A 17844-nucleotide genomic window follows, 5' to 3' on the forward strand; every position below is an offset into this window, starting at 1 on the left:
TAAATTGGATTAATGCATGGTCTTAAATTGAAAAACCCGATTACTATCCAGCATATTACTTTCAAGTAGTTTCTGTCCTTTTGCAGTGAGCTGCCACAACATACGTTGACGATCATCACGCCCTGTTGGCACAATCCATTCATTTTGACGCATTTGTAATTTGATCTCATGCAAAGCACGAATATTCACTTGGGCACGTGATACAGCATGCGCTCTTGGCATTTCCTTACGGGCATCATCCAAACCTGTCTCATTGAGATATTCATTGATCCGCTTGGAAAAATATTCTTCTGGTGTCGGAATCACAAAGGCTGAACCGAGAACATTCAGTAATTGAGCCCATGTCATCTTGCGATGTGGCTTTACTTCCTTGAAATTGCCATCCTGATAGGCATGCATACGATATTCAAATGAATAGAGTTCATGCATCGAAACTTTAGGTACATTGGTCAACGGATCAGCTTCACGATTACCCAGTTCCGTTTCCAACTGTTTCACCTTGGCACGTAATGCATCAATTTCATCACGCAATACCTGCGTATTTTGTGGACGCACCCACCCCACCACAGGATAACGCTCTAGCATTTGCGGCATACTTGAACGTACAGCCAGCTCCAGATCTCTTAAGGTACGATAACAAAAGACCTGATCCACTTCGTGTTGTAGCTGTTTTCTAAATTCTTTGAATTTTTCTTTAAGTTCTGGCTTGTGATCATGCAATTTGGCATCACGAGACTCTGGGTCTTCATGCATAAATACAATCACAGGCTTTTGTTTGGTCATGGCATAAATATATTCCAGATGCATATAGCCGACACCTGAAACGGATTGTTCGCCATATTGGCTACCCAGCAAAATCACCACATAATCACAATCATCAATTTGACGGCGGGCAATCGACGTACTGAGCGGGGTGCGCTGTTCTAGCCCCCATGACAGAAATCCCATGCCAACTAATGTTTGTGCGAGAACCGCTCGCTCTGGTTGCATTTCATTGCCAGAGGTAGAAATAAAGACTTGATAACGAGTATCTTGCATAGGCTAGGCCCCAATTCATTGATCAATAATATCAAGTATTTATCTTGATTTTTTATTAACAACTAACCCCAATAAATATATAAATATGGCTCGATTTAGTGATTTCCTATCTCAATCTCGGCCAGATTTTGAATCTTCCATGTTAATTGTTCTGGTATAAGGTGCTGAAGAACGGGTTCTAGTTCGACCGCATTGTTACCACTGACATAACATTGAATACGGGTAATGTTATGACGCAATTTGTCACATAATAACCCATTTTTAATTAAAAGATAGGCAGTTTGTCGCGCAACTGCTTGTCCAGAATCAATTAATTTTAATTTTTCAGAAAAAATCTGACGAATCGCATCTTTCAGGAAAGGATAATGGGTACATCCCAAGACCAGAAAGTCAGCGCCCTGCTCGACCACAGGTTGTAAAATCTGTTGTAGTACTTCGAGACATGCTGGACTCATCTGCTGCCCAGCCTCAACAAATGGCACCAGTTCCAGACTCGTCACCGTCAACACTTTGACACCAGCAGGCTGTGCAAAGTTTGCCATCACATCTTTAATCAGCTGTCCACGGAAGGTTGCAGGCGTCGCCAGCACCGCCACAACTTTGGATTGAGTTTGAATGACGGCGGGCTTTAATGCAGGCACAAGACCAACGATTGGAAAGCGTTCTCCATAATGATCGCGCAGGTAATCCAGACTAAAAGCAGAAGCGGTATTACACGCCACAACTGCAATTTTACAGCCCTGACGATAAAGCCATTCGATTGCCTGTGCAGTCAGTTGACGGATTTCCTGATCTGAACGCGCGCCATATGGCACATGCGCCGTATCTGCATAGTAGAGAATGCGTTCATTTGGTAAATGTCGTGCAATCTCTTGTGCAACCGATAAGCCGCCAATGCCTGAGTCAAAAACACCAATGGGTGCATCAGCAGATGCGTGTGGCATTGGATCAAGTAAAAGAGGCATGGATTGAACGGCTGTCATATTACACATGGACACTGGTTTATTTACTCTTTTAAGCTTAAACCTCAGGTGCTCAAATGCAAGACCAAATCACCACTTTTTAGCGTTAAAACCGTGTCACCTTGCGCATTTTCAGACAAAGTTCCGTAGTTGACGAGATGATAAAAACTCTGACGCTGGATCAGGGCATTCATACCAAAACGCACATGCACATAAGGACGTAACTCCCCTTCATATTCACGCATAAAAATAGGATGCGCTTCATCTACAATAATTACATCCTGATTGATGGTGGTGAGTTGCAGATAGGTTTTGCCTTCGATTTGCACCTGATCCGCCTGATTGATCAACAATGGTTCATCTTCAACGTCGATTTCAATCTGTTCCACAGGCGTTTTGAGGTAGAATTTGCCGTCCTCTTTCCACAAGACCTTACTGAACAGATCCAGAAGAGCTTGACGTTTGATCAATTGACCTTCGTGCCACCATTCTCCATTGGCTTTTATGCGTAGATCCATTTTGCCACAATGCTTTGGATGCCACTGGTCTAAAGGTGGAATTGACCTTTTGTGACTTTGCTGTACATCATTTAAGTATTGTGCAATGTTCATTAAGTTTTTATCATCAGAAAACATGATTTTTCCCTGATTTTCTAAAGAGTTTTGTGGAGAATCATTTTCATTTATCATAGTTTATGCCTTGCTGACGAGAAAATATGACCGCTCAGCCAATTGGCGAGATCAAGGTTTAAAACTATACTATCCCAAACGTTTGCAAGCACATACTATCATTTGTGTTTGGCAATTAAGAACACTCATGGCAGCGCCGAATCGCAATATTACGGTTGCCACCCTTAAAAATATGAGGAGTCCTACATGGAACACATCGAACGTGAAGCGATGGAGTTTGACGTAGTGATCGTAGGCGCAGGACCTGCGGGTTTATCTGCTGCGATTAAAATTCGTCAATTAGCGATTGAAAACAACCTACCTGACCTTTCTGTATGTGTTGTTGAAAAAGGCTCCGAAGTAGGTGCGCATATCCTTTCAGGTGCTGTACTTGAACCACGTGCCATGAATGAATTATTTCCAAACTGGAAAGAAGAAGGCGCACCACTGAATGTCCCTGTCACAGGTGACGAAACTTATTTCTTATTGTCTGATACCAAAGCGCAAAAAATGCCGTATTGGATGGTACCAAAATCAATGCACAACGAAGGGAACTATGTCATTTCTCTTGGTAATGTCGTGCGCTGGTTAGGCCAGAAAGCAGAAGAGCTGGAAGTTTCAATTTTCCCAGGCTTTGCTGCATCTGAAGTGCTTTACCATGAAGATGGTACGGTAAAAGGTATTCAAACAGGTGATATGGGCATTGGCAAAAATGGTGAGCCAACGCATAACTTCACGCCTGGTTATGAACTTCATGCCAAATATACATTGTTCGCTGAAGGCTGCCGTGGTCACCTCGGTAAGCGCCTGATTGCAAAATACAATCTTGATAAAGATGCTGATCCACAGCACTACGGTATCGGGATTAAAGAACTTTGGGAAATCGATCCTGCTAAACATAAGCCAGGCTTAGTCATGCATGGTGCTGGCTGGCCGTTGTCTGAAACAGGTTCATCTGGTGGCTGGTGGTTATACCACGCTGAAAACAATCAGGTGACTTTGGGTATGATCGTGGATTTATCATATGAAAATCCGCACATGTATCCATTCATGGAAATGCAACGCTGGAAAACGCACCCAACCATCAAGCAATTCCTTGAAGGCGGTAAACGTATTTCTTACGGCGCACGTGCTGTTGTGAAAGGTGGCTTTAATGCTTTACCTAAACTCACTTTCCCAGGCGGTTGCTTGATTGGTGATGATGCTGGTTTCTTGAACTTCTCAAAAATCAAAGGCTCACACACTGCAATGAAGTCAGGTATGTTGTGTGGTGAGGCAGTATTCGAAGCGATTGCTGCGGGTGTTGCAAAAGGTGGTGATCTTGCGATTGCACGTGTGCTTGAAGGCGACGATCATTTCGACAAAGAATTGACTGCGTATACAGACAAATATAACAATTCTTGGTTAAAAGAAGAGTTATATAACTCACGCAACTTTGGCCCTGCAATGCACAAGTTTGGTCAATGGATTGGTGGCGCGTTTAACTTTATCGATCAAAACATCCTTAAAGTGCCATTCACGTTGCATGATCTTAAACAAGACTTTGCTGCACTTAAAACTGTAGATGCGTCAACGTTTAAACCAAATTATCCAAAACCAGATGGCAAGTTGACCTTTGACCGTTTATCTTCTGTATTCGTATCAAATACCGTACATGAAGAAAATCAGCCAGCACACTTAAAGTTGACTGATCCATCTATTCCAGTTGATGTAAACCTACCAAAATGGGATGAGCCTGCTCAACGCTACTGCCCTGCGGGTGTTTATGAAATCATGGAAAATGATGACGGCTCTAAACGCTTCCAGATCAACGCAGCAAACTGTGTTCACTGTAAGACCTGTGATATTAAAGATCCATCACAGAACATCACTTGGGTAACACCTGAAGGCGGCGGTGGTCCGAACTATCCAAATATGTAATTCAAAATAAAAAAATCCGAGTTTAGACTCGGATTTTTTTATGTGCCATGCAATTTAAAAGTCAAAAAAAACTTAACCTTTCTGCACTAAATAGCGATATTCAGTATTGCTATTTTCATCCTGATTTTCTTCTTTGAGCAACAGCTCATGTCCAAGATGCATACAAAATTTTGGAATATCCCATGATGTTGAAGGGTCTGTTGCCAATACTTCAACAATCTCACCTGACTTGGCTTTGCGAATGGCTTGGTGCAACATCATCACAGGTTCAGGGCAACGTAAACCTCGCGTATTGATTTGAACAGCGGGAAGTTTTGGTTGTTCAGACATCATAAAACTCAAATATTCGAATTTTCACATTTTAGCATAAACTGCTCATATAAAAATCATCTGGCCTGTTTTGGAAAACTGTACGTTTTTTACATAGTATTGTTGATGCATATCCGCTTTATCTTCGGTATGATGAAAATCATCTAATTGATATAGAGAGTCTTTAGGAAAGATCATGGTCGAGGAATCCAGTCCGTCGTGGGGTATGCGTGGCTTAAGAAAATGGTTAGGTACCGCACCTGAAACCCGCGATGAATTACTCAAGTTAGTTCAAGACTCACGTCGCTTTTTAGAGCCAGATACTGTTGCTATGCTTGAGGGTGTTCTTGACCTGCCAGCAACAAAGATTCGAGAAGTCATGACACCGCGTACAGCGATCATCAGTTTGCAGGAGGACGATCAATTACTTGATATTCTGCATGTACTGATCGATTCTGCACATTCGCGCTTCCCCGTATTTTCAGCGGATCAAAGCGACAATGTGGTGGGCATCTTATTAGCGAAAGACCTATTACCTTTTTTAACTGAGCGTAATGTCAAAGTTGATATTCGTTCATTGATGCGCCAGCCTGTATTTGTGCCTGAAAGTGCACGTTCAGATCAGGTGCTGCGTATGCTGAAAAATACGCAAACGCATATTGCCATCGTGATTGATGAATATGGTTCAACCTCTGGTCTCGTCACCCTTGAAGATATTCTTGAAGAGATTGTCGGCGAAATTGAAGATGAACATGATATTGCGGATGAAGAAGCCTTATATATCGTTCCAGATAATGACCCGACCACAGCAAATACGTGGATTGTGCAGGCACTTACACCAATCGAACATTTCAACACTATTTTAAATGCAGATTTTTCTGACGATGAAGTTGAAACTATGGGCGGTTTACTGCTGCAAGAGATTGGTTTAGTGAGCGATTTACAAGGTCAAACTATTGAGCTTGGCGATTGGCAATTTACTATTATTGAAGCAGATGCACGCACTATTCATCTGATTCGAGCTGTCCGTCAATGAGAACCTATTTTGAGAAGCTGTTAAATTCGTCTCAACCACAAAAACAGCTCCCTTTTATTTTTCCACTTTTGATTGCACTCATTTCGGGTGCAATCTTTAGTTTGGCGCTCGCCCCGTACTATTTCTGGTGGCTTGCGATTTTGTCGCCTGCATTACTCTACGCTGTATTGCGCCAGCGTAGCCCACGTCAGGCCTTTGCGCTCGGCTGGACCTATGGCTTTGGTTTATGGTTTGTCGGGGCATTCTGGCTCTATACATCCATCCATACCTATGGCGATACCAATGCTATTTTAAGCGTGTTGATGATTGCCTTTATGGCAGCAGCAATGGGCTTGTTTACGGCATTTCAGACTTGGCTGTATCGTCGCTTTTTCCCAGAGACGCCGCTTACGTTTGCACCCCTGTGGGTGCTGTTTGAGTGGGCAAAAACCTGGGTATTTACTGGTTTTCCGTGGTTATTCGCAGGTTATGCCTTCACTGAACGCCTATTAGATGGTTATGCACCTCTATTTGGTGTTTATGCTGTTTCTTTCGTTGTCATCGTATTGGCCTGTGCGCTGGTCGAGATTTTAAATCGTCGCTGGTTTTGGGCAGTGCCTTCCGCAGTTCTAGTATTAGGTGCATGGGGCGCTGGATTTATTCAGTTTGTACAACCTAAAACAGCCAAACCACTGAGTGTGTCTTTGGTTCAGGGAAATATTCCTCAAGACCTGAAATGGTTAACTGAATACCAGATTAAGACCTTAGAAATTTATGCCACGCTGACTCGTGCTGAATGGGGACGTGATCTGATTGTCTGGCCAGAATCTTCGATTCCAATGTTCCAGACCGATATTCCAGAGTTTCTGGAGGCGATGGATGCTCAAGCCAAGAAAACAGACAGTGCATGGGTGACCGGTATTCCGTATTGGGATATGGCAAAGTCGCAGCAAGTCGGTGAACCATTGTATTACAACAGTATTATGGCTTCAGGCAGCGATTCACATGGCTTGTATAAAAAGCAACGTCTGGTGCCGTTTGGTGAATATATTCCATTATCAGGCATGCTGAAATGGGTACTGCCTGCGATGCAGAATGATGTCAGCATGAGTGGTTTTTCTCGTGGTGAATCGAACCAGAAGCCATTAATGGTTAAAGGTCATGCGCTGGCAGCTGCAATTTGCTATGAAGTGGCTTATCCAAACCTGACCCGCCGTAATGCATCGAATAGCGACTTTTTGATCACTGTTTCAAATGATGCATGGTTTACAGGGACTGCTGGGCCTTGGCAACATTTGCAAATGGTACAAATGCGTGCCAAAGAAAATGGCCGCTGGTTTATTCGTGCGACCAATACCGGTGTGACAGCATTTATCGATCAGAACGGTCATATTGTGAAACAGGCGCCAATTGATCAGGAAGCCGTGCTTCGTGGTGAACTGCCTGCCATGCAAGGGCAAACCTTGTATAACCGCTTAAGCGATTATCCGATCCTGATTTTCTCACTTCTGTTATTGATCGTTGGCTGGATTTACCGCCCACGTAAAGTCGATATTTCGTTTAAATCACGTCGATAAATCACAACAACTTTGTGCCCAGAGGAACATCAAACTCTGGGACGCAAAGTGCCACCTCTCCTTCCGCATTATGAAATCCTGTGACCAGACATTCTGATTGAATCGGGCCAATCTGTTTCTTCGGGAAGTTCACTACGGCAACCACCAGTTTTCCAATCAAGTTTTCAGGCTGATAAAGTTTGGTAATTTGCGCACTGGATTTTCGGATTCCTAATTCTTCACCAAAATCAACTTGCAAGATATAGGCTGGTTTTCGCGCTTCTTTAAATACTTCAGCCTGTACAATCCGACCGACACGCAACTCCACTTTGGTAAAATCATTCCATTCAATTTGTTGCATTTACTTGTTCTCTTCGATTTTTAAAGTCATATGGAATATAGAGGATCTCTATTTTTAAATAAAGATGCTCATTTTTTATTCCCTATTCTGATCCTTCATGTTAAATTAATTTTGCTCTTTATAAAGCCGTAAACGTTTACGTCAATCAACGTGCCAACATATCTCCAACAACGTTTGGAGCTATTTGATCAAGATATTTCATATTTGATCAGGCACTGGCGTTTGTTGGTTTACGGAGAAAAAAATGCAAAATTTCAAAGGGTCTTCTTTTCGTTTTCAAAAGATTCCAAATCGTTACGCCACCGTAGTTTTACCTTTGTTCCTATCTATCATCATGACCTTTATCGTGTCGTGTATTAGTACTTTACGTAGCATGGGATTAGAACAGTTTTCTACTCACATCTGGCTATCCGCATGGGGAATTTCGTGGTTAATTGCCTTCCCTGTTCTACTTTTAGTCTTGCCAATGGTACGCAAAATTACCTTTTTGTTTGTTCGCGCTGGCTAAATTCAGGCAATAAAAAACGTAGATTTTAAATCTACGTTTTTGACGCTCAGTATTTTAATAACTTAAAAGCTTATCGATAATTGCACGCTTAAATAGGCAACCAAACTAGATAAAAATAACATCGGAATATAACGATAAGCCTTAAATAAAAACTGCTCATATTTAGAAATCAAGTCAACATGATTCCAGACCGTGGTTTTCAAGGCACTTAAAAAGCACAAGACAAACCATGCACTTAACATACTTAATGCAAAGAAACCAATCATAATCTGGCTACTTCCCTCAGCGGCTTGCCATAATGTTAAAGCACCTTCACTAATGGGTAATAAAGTTAAAATGAGCAATACAGATTTAAGCATTGCCCAATGAAACTGATTCAGTTCATCTAACATAAAGAATGCTTTCATCTGATTTCTCACACTTGGTTTCAATGGTCTGAATTTATTATGCAAAGCTTTGATCTAAAGAAAAAGTCTATTTTTCTGCATAATTTCTTTTTCTTGTAACTATTAAATATGGGAATAATTCTTATTATAACTCTCACATATTCAATATTTTATTCTATCTTTATTTTTCAATAATTTATTAATTAATTTCGAATTAAGAAACATTATCACTTCACTCTAGATTTAATAATTCAAAAGTGAAGTGATATTTTTATCTAATGATTAAGGCTGATAATAAATATCGGCATCATTGCCTTCGCCACCTTCTTTACCATCCGCACCAAACGAATATAAATCAAATGGACGGCCTTCACGACCTGGAATAACATACTGCAAATCATTTTCCCAACTGTCTTTTGGATAGCCACCTTTCACATAACCACCAGGTAACCAGTTTTTCGCTGTTGCTGGCTGGTTGACCAATGCATCTAAACCACCATCTTGCATAGATGGGTAACGGCCATTGTCCAGCTTATATTGATCCAAGGCACCCGCAACACCTTTTAAGGTAATACTGGTAGTATCAACTTTGGCTTTTTCACCACGACCCATCACGTTCGGAACGATTAGTGCAGCCAAAACACCTAAAATTACAATAACAACCATCACTTCTATTAACGTGAAGCCAGATTGCTTCACATATATTTTTTGATTCTTCATATTCATCTCTTTCATGTCACTCATCAGATCATATTGTTCATATTAATAATTGGCAACATTACCGCAATCACAATCACCAATACAATTGCTGCCATAAAAATCAGCATCAAGGGTTCAAGCAAGGCCAGTAAAGTTGAAATAAAGGTGGTCACCTCACGATCCTGCATAGTTGATGCCCGATCCAGCATACGATCCAGTTCACCAGAGGCTTCACCACTTCGAATCATTTGTACCATCATCGGAGGGAAATAACCGCAGCGCTCCAGTTGTGTTGCCAAATTACCACCTTCTGTTACACGCTCCATCGCCAATTCAATGGCATCCCGAATTACCCAGTTATTACTGACTTCGGCACCAATGCGTAAGGCTTCCACCAAAGGCACGCCTGAGCGGGTTAAAATGGATAAGGTACTGGCAAAACGTGCCGCATTTATACCACGCGAAAGTTTACCGAATAGTGGCAATCTGAGCGTTAATCGGTCAAATGCATAATGCCCTGCATTGGTTCTTAAGAATCGGGTAAATAAAATGATGGCAATAAAGGCAAGAATAAGCATGCCAATCCAGGTATGCCGAATAAAGGCGCTGGCTTTCATTAAAGCAACAGTGATCCACGGCAAAGCCTCTTTACTTTGTTCAAAGGTTTTGACGATTTCTGGCACGACATAAGTCATCAAGGCCATCACAATACCGAAAGACATCAGCATCAGTACAATCGGGTAAATCATCGCACCCTGAACTTTCTTCTGCATGGCAAAACGGTTTTCTGTGTAGTCCGATAACTGATCCAGAATCAGATCAAGATGACCTGAACGCTCACCCGCAGCAACCGTTGCAATATAGAGCTCGGGAAAGCGTCCTGACTGTTGCATACTTTTTGCCAGTGAGTGCCCTTCCAGTACCTTGGAACGTACTGCAATCAATAAATTTCGGACATGCGCTTTTTCACTTTGTTTACTAACCGCACGGAGCGCTTCTTCCAATGGAATTCCTGCCGCGACCAACACTGAGAGTTGACGCGTCATCAATGCTAAATCATAAGCGCTAAAGCTTTTTTTAAACCATGAACGCTGTTGTTGTTTATCTTTTTGCTCAACCGCATCGACCGCAATTGGTGTCCATGCTTTATCGCGTAACTGTTGGCGAATCTGGCGTGCGGAATCCCCTTCCAGCACACCTTTATGTTGCTTTCCTGAGGCATCGATAGCAGTAAATTGATAAGCAGGCATGGTTCTGTTCTAATTGTCCCAAAATAGTCGTTGTTAAGTGCATCCGTGTATGGCCTGAGGAACATGGTTCCACAAGAAATTCATCGACATAACGCACAGCACTTTAGCATAATTCTATGAGATGCCGTCATGCCTTATTTAAGTTGTTTTAAGCGATCATACAACTTAAAAGGCTGAAAATATCAACATACACTTTACATGAATGAAGCCTATATGCCGACCCAAAATTCTAGCGCTATTGTTTACCGTATTCGCGTTGCCATACCTGTATATCTGTATGACACCTTTGATTATACGGTCAGTGCAGAGCAATATGCTCAGGCACAAGTCGGCGCGCGTGTTGCCATTTCATTTGGGCGGCAAAATCTGGTGGGTCTCATCACTGAAAAAGTTGATCCTCATGAAGTGTTTACAGGTCAGTTCAAACTTAAAGCCATCACGGAATTACTCGATCAAGAAGCGATTTTAGACCAACAAGTTTTAACTTTGTTGACATGGTCTGCCCAATATTATCAATTTCCGATTGGTGAGGTCATGCAAAGTGCCTTACCGGCGTTACTCAGACAAGGTCGTGCCTTAGATATCCTGTTCCATCTATGGAAAATTACGCCACACGATGACCCTACCTCTTTATTAAAACGTTCACAAAAACAATATGAAGCCTATCAGGTGCTAAAGCTACATCCGCATGGCACCACTGAAAATGTCTTGAATCTTAGTGGCGTCGAGACTTCGACCCTGAAAGCACTGGAAAAGAAAGGCCTGGTCGAATGTTGTCTGGAACCGCATGATTTTACTCCGACACCAGTGCAATTGGCGCAAGTTCCATTAACACCGAATGAAGACCAGAAAAAAGCCATTCAACATATTCTCAAGGCACAACATCATTATCAGGCCTTTTTACTCGACGGTTTGACTGGAAGCGGAAAAACCGAAGTTTATCTGCAAGTGATGTATGAAGTATTAAAACAAGGCAAGCAGGTACTGGTGCTGGTACCTGAAATTGGCCTCACCCCACAAACCGTTTCACGATTTAAATCACGCTTTCATTGTGATATTGCCTTGCTCCATTCTGGTCTAAATGACTCGAAACGTTTACAGGCATGGCAACATGCGCAAACGGGCAAAGCTTCGATCATTATTGGTACACGCTCTGCGATTTATACCCCATTGCCAAATCTGGGACTGATCATTTTAGATGAAGAACATGACCTTTCTTATAAGCAGCAAGAAGGTTTCCGTTACCATACCCGTGATGTCGCCTTATATCGTGGACATTTGCAAAACTGTCCTGTGATTCTCGGCTCAGCCACCCCTAGCATCGACAGTTATCATCTGGTTGAGTCAGGAAAATTACAGCTCCTTGAACTGAATCAGCGTGCAGGCGTAGCCGTTTTACCGAAAATGCATGTGGTGGATTTAAAGATTGCGAAAAAGCAGCATGGGCTCAGCCAGACCTTGATTCAGCAAATTAAGCATACGTTAGAGCGCAAAGAACAAGTCCTGATCTTTTTAAACCGACGTGGCTATGCACCCATTCTGATGTGTGAAAGCTGCGGCTGGCAAGCCAACTGTCCGCATTGTGATGCACACTTTACCCTGCATTCACAGCCTTACCATTATTTGCATTGTCATCATTGCGGTACCATCAATCGTCTACCAGATCATTGTCCTGAATGCAAAAAACAGAGTTTGAAAACGATTGGCGCAGGAACGGCGAAGCTTGAGGAACACCTACAAGAACTCTTCCCGCACAATGAAGTGATACGGGTTGATCGTGACAGTACCAGTCGCGTCGGTAGCTGGCAGAAAATTTATGATCGGATTCAACAAAACAAGCCAAGTATTTTACTGGGTACGCAAATGCTGGCTAAAGGTCATCACTTCCCACATGTAACGCTAGTTGCGATTCTGGATATTGATGCAGGTCTGCTCAGTGTTGATCCGCGCGCGCCTGAACGAACCGCACAATTGATTGTACAAGTGGCTGGACGTGCTGGACGTGGCGAGCATAAAGGTAGTGTGTATTTACAAAGCTTACGTCCTGACCATCCAATGCTGACCACACTGATTGAGCATGATTATCGTACCGTCGCCAAACAAATGCTGGCTGATCGCAAAATCGCCCTGCTACCGCCTTATCGTTATGCTGTACTGGTTCGGGTTGAATCTAAAGACCGTGATTATAGCCAACAATTTCTAGCGGATATTGCCCAGCAACTTAGAACAATGGCTGGCGATCTGGTTGATATTTGGGGCCCAATCCCTGCCCCTATGGAGCGTAAAGCAGGCCGTTATCGTGCACACATGGTGATTTTGTCTACCGATCGGGCAAAACTGCACTTTTATTTGCGTCAATGGTGGCAACAAGTGGTACATTTACCTCGACAGCATCAACTCAGACTTTCGATTGATGTTGATCCACAAGAGTTTAGTTAAGATACTTTAGACAGATGTTATAAAAGACACGTCACAGGATTGGTCTTTTTAACCTTTACTCATTTGAGTTAGTCTAGACAGAATAGAAAAATTGAGGCATTCGATGTCCTTACTACTACCCATTATTTTTTTACTGGCTGCGACTTTAATTTTTGTTCCATTGGCCAAGCGCTATATGGGCACCACTGTTTTGGGTTATCTCATCGCAGGGCTGGTACTCGGTTCTAATGTCTCAGGGCTGGTTGAAGATCCTCAACTAATCCAATCATTGCTCGAGCTGGGTATGATTGCGGTCATGCTCTTTCTAGGTCTTGCGTTTCGACCAGTACAACTCTGGGTAGAGCGTCGAAGTATTCTTAAACATAGTGGCTTACCACTCGCAATCATCATTCCACTTTTAGTCGGTGCCTGTTTCCTACTGTTGAATCAATTGCTGACCAGTCTCATTCTTGGCTTCGCACTGGCACTCTCCGCGGTTACTTTAGTGCAGCAACTACTACAGAAAAAACAACAACTGCATAACCAGTTGGGGCAAGCCTGTTTAGCCACACTGCAATTTCAGATTTTTATCACAGTGGTTCTGATTGCACTCTTTCCTTTGCTGGAAGAAACCGCATCGACAAGACATGGAATTGCTTATTTTGCTGCGATTATTGCCACGATTTCGGGTCTATTTCTCGCCAGTCGCTATCTAGTACGTCCAGCCTTCCGCTTTTTAGCACCAAAAAACAGTATTCAACTTATCCCTGTGCTGAGTGCCTTAATCATTGTCTCGGTCATTCTAATTATGGATATTTTGAATATTCATGTATTGATTGGTGCATTTTTAGCAGGCTTATTACTAGCAGAAACCGAATTCAAAGCTGAAGTTGAACGTATTCTTGAACCCTTTAAAGATGCTGCAATCGGGTTATTTTTTCTGGCGATTGGTCTCGGTCTTTCGCTTGAACCCCTCGCTCAGACGCCATTATTAATCTTAGGTTCAATCTTTGGATTGGTGCTGATCAAGGCGGGTGTTATTGCAGCAGTCCGTTATTATCAGCAACGTCATGCCAGATTCAGCACCTTGTTTGGAATCACCTTGGCCCAAAGTGGTGAACTGACTTTTATTCTACTGAAACTGGCAGAAAGTGAAGATCTGCTCAGCAAAGCCTTATTACAACCTGCCTTGCTGATTGTGTTCGGTTCGATGTTATTGACGCCTCTGCTGTACTGGCTCTTTGATGCAGAAATTTTGCCACGATTGCAGAAAAAAGTACGCATTGCGCCTGAAGATGTGCCACAACATCCGATTCTGATCGTCGGTTTTGGACGCTTTGGACAAGTGGTTGCCCGAGTTTTGCATGCGCAAGGCAAACAATTCAGTGTGATTGACAGCAACCAACCTGATGCTGACTTTATTGAACAATATGGACATCGTTTTTTTGATGCCGACGTGACTCAGGTCGACAACTTACGTGCTGCGGGAATCGAATACTGCAAGCTACTGATTCTCGCGATTGATGATGTTGAAGACAGTATGAATCTGGCGCGTTATCTGCGTTTGAATCATCCCGACCTGACGCTGTTTGTGCGGGCACGTGACCGTCATCATGCCCATTTACTCAATGGTTTAGGCATCCAATATATGTGGCGTGAAACCTATGCCGCTTCGCTGGATATGGCACAGCAGGCTTTAGTCGAAACTGGCCTTTCAAATCTTGATGCACAAACGCAGATGGAACGTTTTAAGCAACAGGATGAGCTGCTTCTGATCCAGCAACATTGGGTACAAGAACAGCAAGAGATTGTTGAACATTATCCAAGTGCAATTGCGGAACTTGAGTATTTGTTTGAAAACACAAAAACTTTGCAGCCAGATCGCATGCGCAATGATCAAAACACACAAAGTGATGCAAATTCACTCAATGAAACATCTTGAGTTTTAGCAAACTGACACCATTATTGACTGCATACATGCACCTTTTTATAAAGCCCTAAGTGCTTTTCAAAGCAGCGCATTGCTTTGTTTTCCCTGTGCGGGATACTGGAGAAAAATATGTCTGATTTACGCCAACGCTTTTTTATTGAGGACTGCCCTGTTCGCGGTGAAGTGGTGCATCTGGAAGAAGCATTGCAAACCATTTTGGCGCAACGTGAATATATGCCTGCAGTACAAAGCCTGCTGGGCGAAATGTTAAGTGCAACAGCATTACTTGCCAGCACACTGAAAATCCGTGGCCGTATTAGCTTACAGATTCAGGCAAGCGGCACCTTCAAATGGGCAATGGCTGAATGTAACCATTTAGGTGAAGTTCGTGCTCTGGCTGATTATGAAGAAGATCCAAGATTTGTAGAAGGTCATGATAGCCGCACGGTACTTGCAGCGTTAACCAATCCAGTTCTGTTCATTAATATTGAACCTGAGCACGGCGAACGCTATCAAGGGATCGTACCGCTTGATCAACCGACCTTGGCAGGCTGCTTGACGCAATATTACGATTTGTCGGCGCAGATCCCGACGCATATCGTATTGGCGACCAACAGCAAACGTTCAGGTGGTTTATTGATTCAATTACTTCCTCGTAATGATGAAGAAGAGCAAAAAATGGTGGACGAAGACCTATGGCCTCGTCTGACCATGCTTACTGAAACCTTGAAACCAGAAGAGCTGACCGATCTTTCAGCCAATGAAATCCTCTATCGTTTGTATAACGAAGAAGAAGTGCGTTTGCCTGAAATTGAACAGTTAAAGTTTGGTTGCACCTGCTCTAAAGAGCGTTGTGCCAATGCATTGATTCAGATTGGTGTAGATGCGGTACACGAAACGTTAGAAGCGCAAAACCCGATCCAGATGGATTGCCAGTTCTGTAATACACGCTATGAATTTACAGCAGAAGAAGCTTTGGCTTTATTCGGTGAACATTTAAGTTAATTTACCCAATGTTCAAAAATAAAAAGAGACGGGCTTCCGTCTTTTTTTATTTTGTATTAAGGTCTACCCGATAAAATAATTTTCAAATCTCCCAATAATATCGACCTTATGATTAAGCTATGAATTACTTCGAATATTTGCTGTTTATTGTGAGTGTGGTGGTCCTCATTGCCACGCCCGGCCCTGTGATGATTCTGGTAGCCAGTGCCGGACTCAAAGGCGGTTATAAAAAAGCTTTACAGACCATCTTTGGAACCAACTTTGCCTCTTTAATCCTGATTTTTATTTCAGTGCTGATTCTCAAAGGCTTTCTCACCATTGATGAAAATTACCTGAAAGCCATTCGGGTATTAGGTTGCCTTTATATTGCCTATCTTGGTTATAGCATTATTAAAGAAGTCATTCAGGCACCACATCCAACTGCAATTCAAACCGTATCGGCACAAAATGGCGGTTTTAAAAAAGGTTTTTTGGTCGGAATTTCCAATCCCAAAGATATTATTTTCTTCTCGGCATTTTTCCCGCAATTTATTTCAATTTCATCCAATATCAATTTTAGCCTCAGTCTATTGACCGTGACGTGGATCGTTCTGGATTTCCTGACTTTATCTTTGGTGTATCTGTTCTTCCGTCGCTTATCGCAAAGCAGTATTTATCCAAAAATTCTCGGTTTATGCGGTGCCTTGCTGGTCTTGATTGCGCTCTATGGCCTAATCGAAACCTTTATCTAGATGCTCAACCGAGCCAAATAAAATTATTTATACGCTCTTTTCTGATTCAAACAGAACAAGTCTTATACAATCGAATCCATTGAAATCTCTTGGATTCGTTTCATAATGAAAGAAACACAACATTATTATATTTAAAGATCATGGCAAAAAATTATTATGAAGAGCTAGGTGTTTCCAGAGATGCCTCAGCAGATGAAATCAAAAAAGCCTATCGAAAACTGGCGCGTAAATATCATCCTGACATTAGTAAAGAAGCGGATGCGGAAGCCAAAATGCAGGCGATTAATGTCGCCTACGACACCTTAAGCGATAGCAGCAAAAAAGCCGAATATGATCAAATGCTGGATCATCCACAAGGTTTTTCCAACTTTGGTCAAGGCAACCAAAGCGGTTTCGATGGTTCGCAGTTCTATCGCCAGAGTTCAGGTGAAGGGGCAGATTTTAGTGGCTTTGAAGACCTGTTTGGTCGTTTTGGTTCAGGCTTTGGTGGTGGGCAACAACGCTCTCAACGCCAACAGCGTAGCTATCGGGGTGAAGATCAGCATGCCAGTATTCAGGTCGATTTAGAGATCGCCTATCATGGATCAACTCAGCAAATCACGCTACAAATTCCGACTTATAACGTCTATGGCGAGCCTGAAGTTCAACGGAAAACCTTAGAAGTTAAAATTCCAAAAGGAATGAAAGAAGGCCAGCAAATCCGTCTCAATGGTCAAGGCCAGAGTGGTATCAATGGCGGCGCAAATGGCGATCTTTATATCGAGATTCAGTACAAGGATACTGACCGTATTCGTGTTGAAGGTGCTGATGTATATCAAACCATTGATGTCAGCCCTTGGGAAGCGGGTCTTGGGCAAAGTATTGAAGTCAATACCCCTGCTGGACAGCTCAAGGTGAACTTGCCGAAAAATGCCAAGAATGGGCAACAGTTACGTTTAAAAGAGAAAGGCATTCCGAATAAGACTGCGGGGCATCTGTACCTGATTATTAATATTGTTTTACCGCCAGCACACAGTGAGCAAGAGCAACAGGCTTATCAACAATTTGCCGAAGCCTTTGCTGCATTCAAACCTCGTGCCTCATAAGGA

At 42.6% G+C, this 17844-nt stretch carries 17 protein-coding genes; 9 read left to right on the plus strand and 8 right to left on the minus strand.

The genetic code is table 11. From position 1 onward, the window contains the following. Positions 1–9 precede the first annotated feature (9 nt). From EC846_RS15090 to EC846_RS15100, 3 genes are all read right to left on the minus strand, one after another. On the minus strand, positions 10–1038 hold the full coding sequence (locus EC846_RS15090) for a DUF4062 domain-containing protein (RefSeq protein WP_004774177.1): 1029 nt from the start codon (positions 1036–1038) through the stop codon (positions 10–12). A gap of 95 nt (positions 1039–1133) precedes the next feature. Beyond that, a complete protein-coding gene (gene murI, locus EC846_RS15095) occupies positions 1134–2021 on the minus strand; it encodes a glutamate racemase (RefSeq protein WP_062848166.1) in 888 nt (295 codons plus the stop codon). A 44-nt stretch (positions 2022–2065) separates the two neighbouring features. Then, on the minus strand, positions 2066–2689 hold the full coding sequence (locus tag EC846_RS15100) for a DUF1285 domain-containing protein (protein WP_123775658.1): 624 nt from the start codon (positions 2687–2689) through the stop codon (positions 2066–2068). A 186-nt stretch (positions 2690–2875) separates the two neighbouring features. Between EC846_RS15100 and EC846_RS15105 the strand changes: the two genes are divergently transcribed. Then, entirely contained in the window at positions 2876–4588 is a 1713-nt protein-coding gene (locus EC846_RS15105; RefSeq protein WP_004774172.1) for an electron transfer flavoprotein-ubiquinone oxidoreductase, read from the plus strand. A gap of 72 nt (positions 4589–4660) precedes the next feature. Here EC846_RS15105 and tusA read toward each other — a convergent pair whose 3' ends face one another. Beyond that, positions 4661–4918: a sulfurtransferase TusA gene (gene tusA / locus EC846_RS15110; protein WP_004774171.1), complete on the minus strand. Its 258-nt coding sequence runs from the start codon at positions 4916–4918 to the stop codon at positions 4661–4663. A 175-nt stretch (positions 4919–5093) separates the two neighbouring features. Here tusA and EC846_RS15115 point away from each other — a divergent pair, with 175 nt between their 5' ends. Together EC846_RS15115 and lnt are read left to right on the plus strand one after the other, a co-directional pair. Then, on the plus strand, positions 5094–5933 hold the full coding sequence (locus tag EC846_RS15115) for an HlyC/CorC family transporter (protein ID WP_004774169.1): 840 nt from the start codon (positions 5094–5096) through the stop codon (positions 5931–5933). Beyond that, a complete protein-coding gene (gene lnt, locus EC846_RS15120; protein ID WP_123775659.1) occupies positions 5930–7489 on the plus strand; it encodes an apolipoprotein N-acyltransferase in 1560 nt (519 codons plus the stop codon). Before EC846_RS15115 ends, lnt begins: the two co-directional genes overlap by 4 nt. Position 7490: 1 nt before the next feature. On the opposite strand, the gene EC846_RS15125 is transcribed toward lnt, so the two are convergent. Further along, positions 7491–7829: a tRNA-binding protein gene (locus EC846_RS15125; RefSeq protein WP_004774166.1), complete on the minus strand. Its 339-nt coding sequence runs from the start codon at positions 7827–7829 to the stop codon at positions 7491–7493. Positions 7830–8073: 244 nt separating this feature from the next. Here EC846_RS15125 and EC846_RS15130 point away from each other — a divergent pair, with 244 nt between their 5' ends. Continuing rightward, on the plus strand, positions 8074–8337 hold the full coding sequence (locus EC846_RS15130; protein ID WP_123775660.1) for a DUF2798 domain-containing protein: 264 nt from the start codon (positions 8074–8076) through the stop codon (positions 8335–8337). Between the two features lie 62 nt (positions 8338–8399). On the opposite strand, the gene EC846_RS15135 is transcribed toward EC846_RS15130, so the two are convergent. The 3 genes from EC846_RS15135 to gspF all read right to left on the minus strand — a co-directional run bounded on the left by EC846_RS15135 (position 8400) and on the right by gspF (position 10672). Beyond that, the gene (locus EC846_RS15135; RefSeq protein ID WP_123775661.1) at positions 8400–8744 is read right to left on the minus strand and encodes a hypothetical protein; all 345 of its coding nucleotides are present in this window, start codon (positions 8742–8744) and stop codon (positions 8400–8402) included. 261 nt (positions 8745–9005) lie between these two features. Next, entirely contained in the window at positions 9006–9443 is a 438-nt protein-coding gene (gene gspG / locus EC846_RS15140; protein ID WP_032810915.1) for a type II secretion system major pseudopilin GspG, read from the minus strand. Positions 9444–9466: 23 nt separating this feature from the next. Next, positions 9467–10672: a type II secretion system inner membrane protein GspF gene (gene gspF / locus EC846_RS15145; RefSeq protein WP_123775662.1), complete on the minus strand. Its 1206-nt coding sequence runs from the start codon at positions 10670–10672 to the stop codon at positions 9467–9469. A 213-nt stretch (positions 10673–10885) separates the two neighbouring features. Here gspF and EC846_RS15150 point away from each other — a divergent pair, with 213 nt between their 5' ends. The 5 genes from EC846_RS15150 (at position 10886) to EC846_RS15170 (ending at position 17841) form a co-directional block, all read left to right on the plus strand. Further along, positions 10886–13111, plus strand: coding sequence for a primosomal protein N' (locus EC846_RS15150; RefSeq protein ID WP_228200687.1), 2226 nt, complete (start codon positions 10886–10888; stop codon positions 13109–13111). A gap of 103 nt (positions 13112–13214) precedes the next feature. Then, complete coding sequence (locus EC846_RS15155) at positions 13215–15032, plus strand: cation:proton antiporter (protein ID WP_123775664.1); 1818 nt, start codon at positions 13215–13217, stop codon at positions 15030–15032. A gap of 117 nt (positions 15033–15149) precedes the next feature. Continuing rightward, a complete protein-coding gene (hslO, locus tag EC846_RS15160) occupies positions 15150–16025 on the plus strand; it encodes an Hsp33 family molecular chaperone HslO (RefSeq protein ID WP_005255398.1) in 876 nt (291 codons plus the stop codon). A gap of 119 nt (positions 16026–16144) precedes the next feature. Further along, the gene (locus EC846_RS15165) at positions 16145–16756 is read left to right on the plus strand and encodes a LysE family translocator (protein WP_004774151.1); all 612 of its coding nucleotides are present in this window, start codon (positions 16145–16147) and stop codon (positions 16754–16756) included. 140 nt (positions 16757–16896) lie between these two features. Further along, on the plus strand, positions 16897–17841 hold the full coding sequence (locus EC846_RS15170) for a DnaJ C-terminal domain-containing protein (protein WP_123775665.1): 945 nt from the start codon (positions 16897–16899) through the stop codon (positions 17839–17841). The last annotated feature ends 3 nt before the right edge of the window (positions 17842–17844 follow it).

The organism is Acinetobacter sp. BIGb0102, assembly GCF_003815055.1.
In the GTDB taxonomy this organism is placed as follows: Bacteria; Pseudomonadota; Gammaproteobacteria; order Pseudomonadales; family Moraxellaceae; genus Acinetobacter; species Acinetobacter vivianii.

Excerpts from the sequence above, each read along its gene's own strand:
- hslO (WP_005255398.1), top strand. The coding sequence starts at position 15,150 with ATGTCTGATTTACGCCAACGCTTTTTTATTGAGGACTGCCCTGTTCGC.
- EC846_RS15155 (WP_123775664.1), top strand. The coding sequence starts at position 13,215 with ATGTCCTTACTACTACCCATTATTTTTTTACTGGCTGCGACTTTAATT.
- EC846_RS15125 (WP_004774166.1), bottom strand. The coding sequence starts at position 7,829 with ATGCAACAAATTGAATGGAATGATTTTACCAAAGTGGAGTTGCGTGTC.
- gspF (WP_123775662.1), bottom strand. The coding sequence starts at position 10,672 with ATGCCTGCTTATCAATTTACTGCTATCGATGCCTCAGGAAAGCAACAT.
- gspG (WP_032810915.1), bottom strand. The coding sequence starts at position 9,443 with ATGAAGAATCAAAAAATATATGTGAAGCAATCTGGCTTCACGTTAATA.
- EC846_RS15100 (WP_123775658.1), bottom strand. The coding sequence starts at position 2,689 with ATGATAAATGAAAATGATTCTCCACAAAACTCTTTAGAAAATCAGGGA.
- EC846_RS15105 (WP_004774172.1), top strand. The coding sequence starts at position 2,876 with ATGGAACACATCGAACGTGAAGCGATGGAGTTTGACGTAGTGATCGTA.
- EC846_RS15130 (WP_123775660.1), top strand. The coding sequence starts at position 8,074 with ATGCAAAATTTCAAAGGGTCTTCTTTTCGTTTTCAAAAGATTCCAAAT.
- EC846_RS15115 (WP_004774169.1), top strand. The coding sequence starts at position 5,094 with ATGGTCGAGGAATCCAGTCCGTCGTGGGGTATGCGTGGCTTAAGAAAA.
- tusA (WP_004774171.1), bottom strand. The coding sequence starts at position 4,918 with ATGTCTGAACAACCAAAACTTCCCGCTGTTCAAATCAATACGCGAGGT.
- EC846_RS15165 (WP_004774151.1), top strand. The coding sequence starts at position 16,145 with ATGAATTACTTCGAATATTTGCTGTTTATTGTGAGTGTGGTGGTCCTC.
- EC846_RS15150 (WP_228200687.1), top strand. The coding sequence starts at position 10,886 with ATGCCGACCCAAAATTCTAGCGCTATTGTTTACCGTATTCGCGTTGCC.
- EC846_RS15170 (WP_123775665.1), top strand. The coding sequence starts at position 16,897 with ATGGCAAAAAATTATTATGAAGAGCTAGGTGTTTCCAGAGATGCCTCA.
- murI (WP_062848166.1), bottom strand. The coding sequence starts at position 2,021 with ATGACAGCCGTTCAATCCATGCCTCTTTTACTTGATCCAATGCCACAC.
- EC846_RS15090 (WP_004774177.1), bottom strand. The coding sequence starts at position 1,038 with ATGCAAGATACTCGTTATCAAGTCTTTATTTCTACCTCTGGCAATGAA.
- lnt (WP_123775659.1), top strand. The coding sequence starts at position 5,930 with ATGAGAACCTATTTTGAGAAGCTGTTAAATTCGTCTCAACCACAAAAA.
- EC846_RS15135 (WP_123775661.1), bottom strand. The coding sequence starts at position 8,744 with ATGAAAGCATTCTTTATGTTAGATGAACTGAATCAGTTTCATTGGGCA.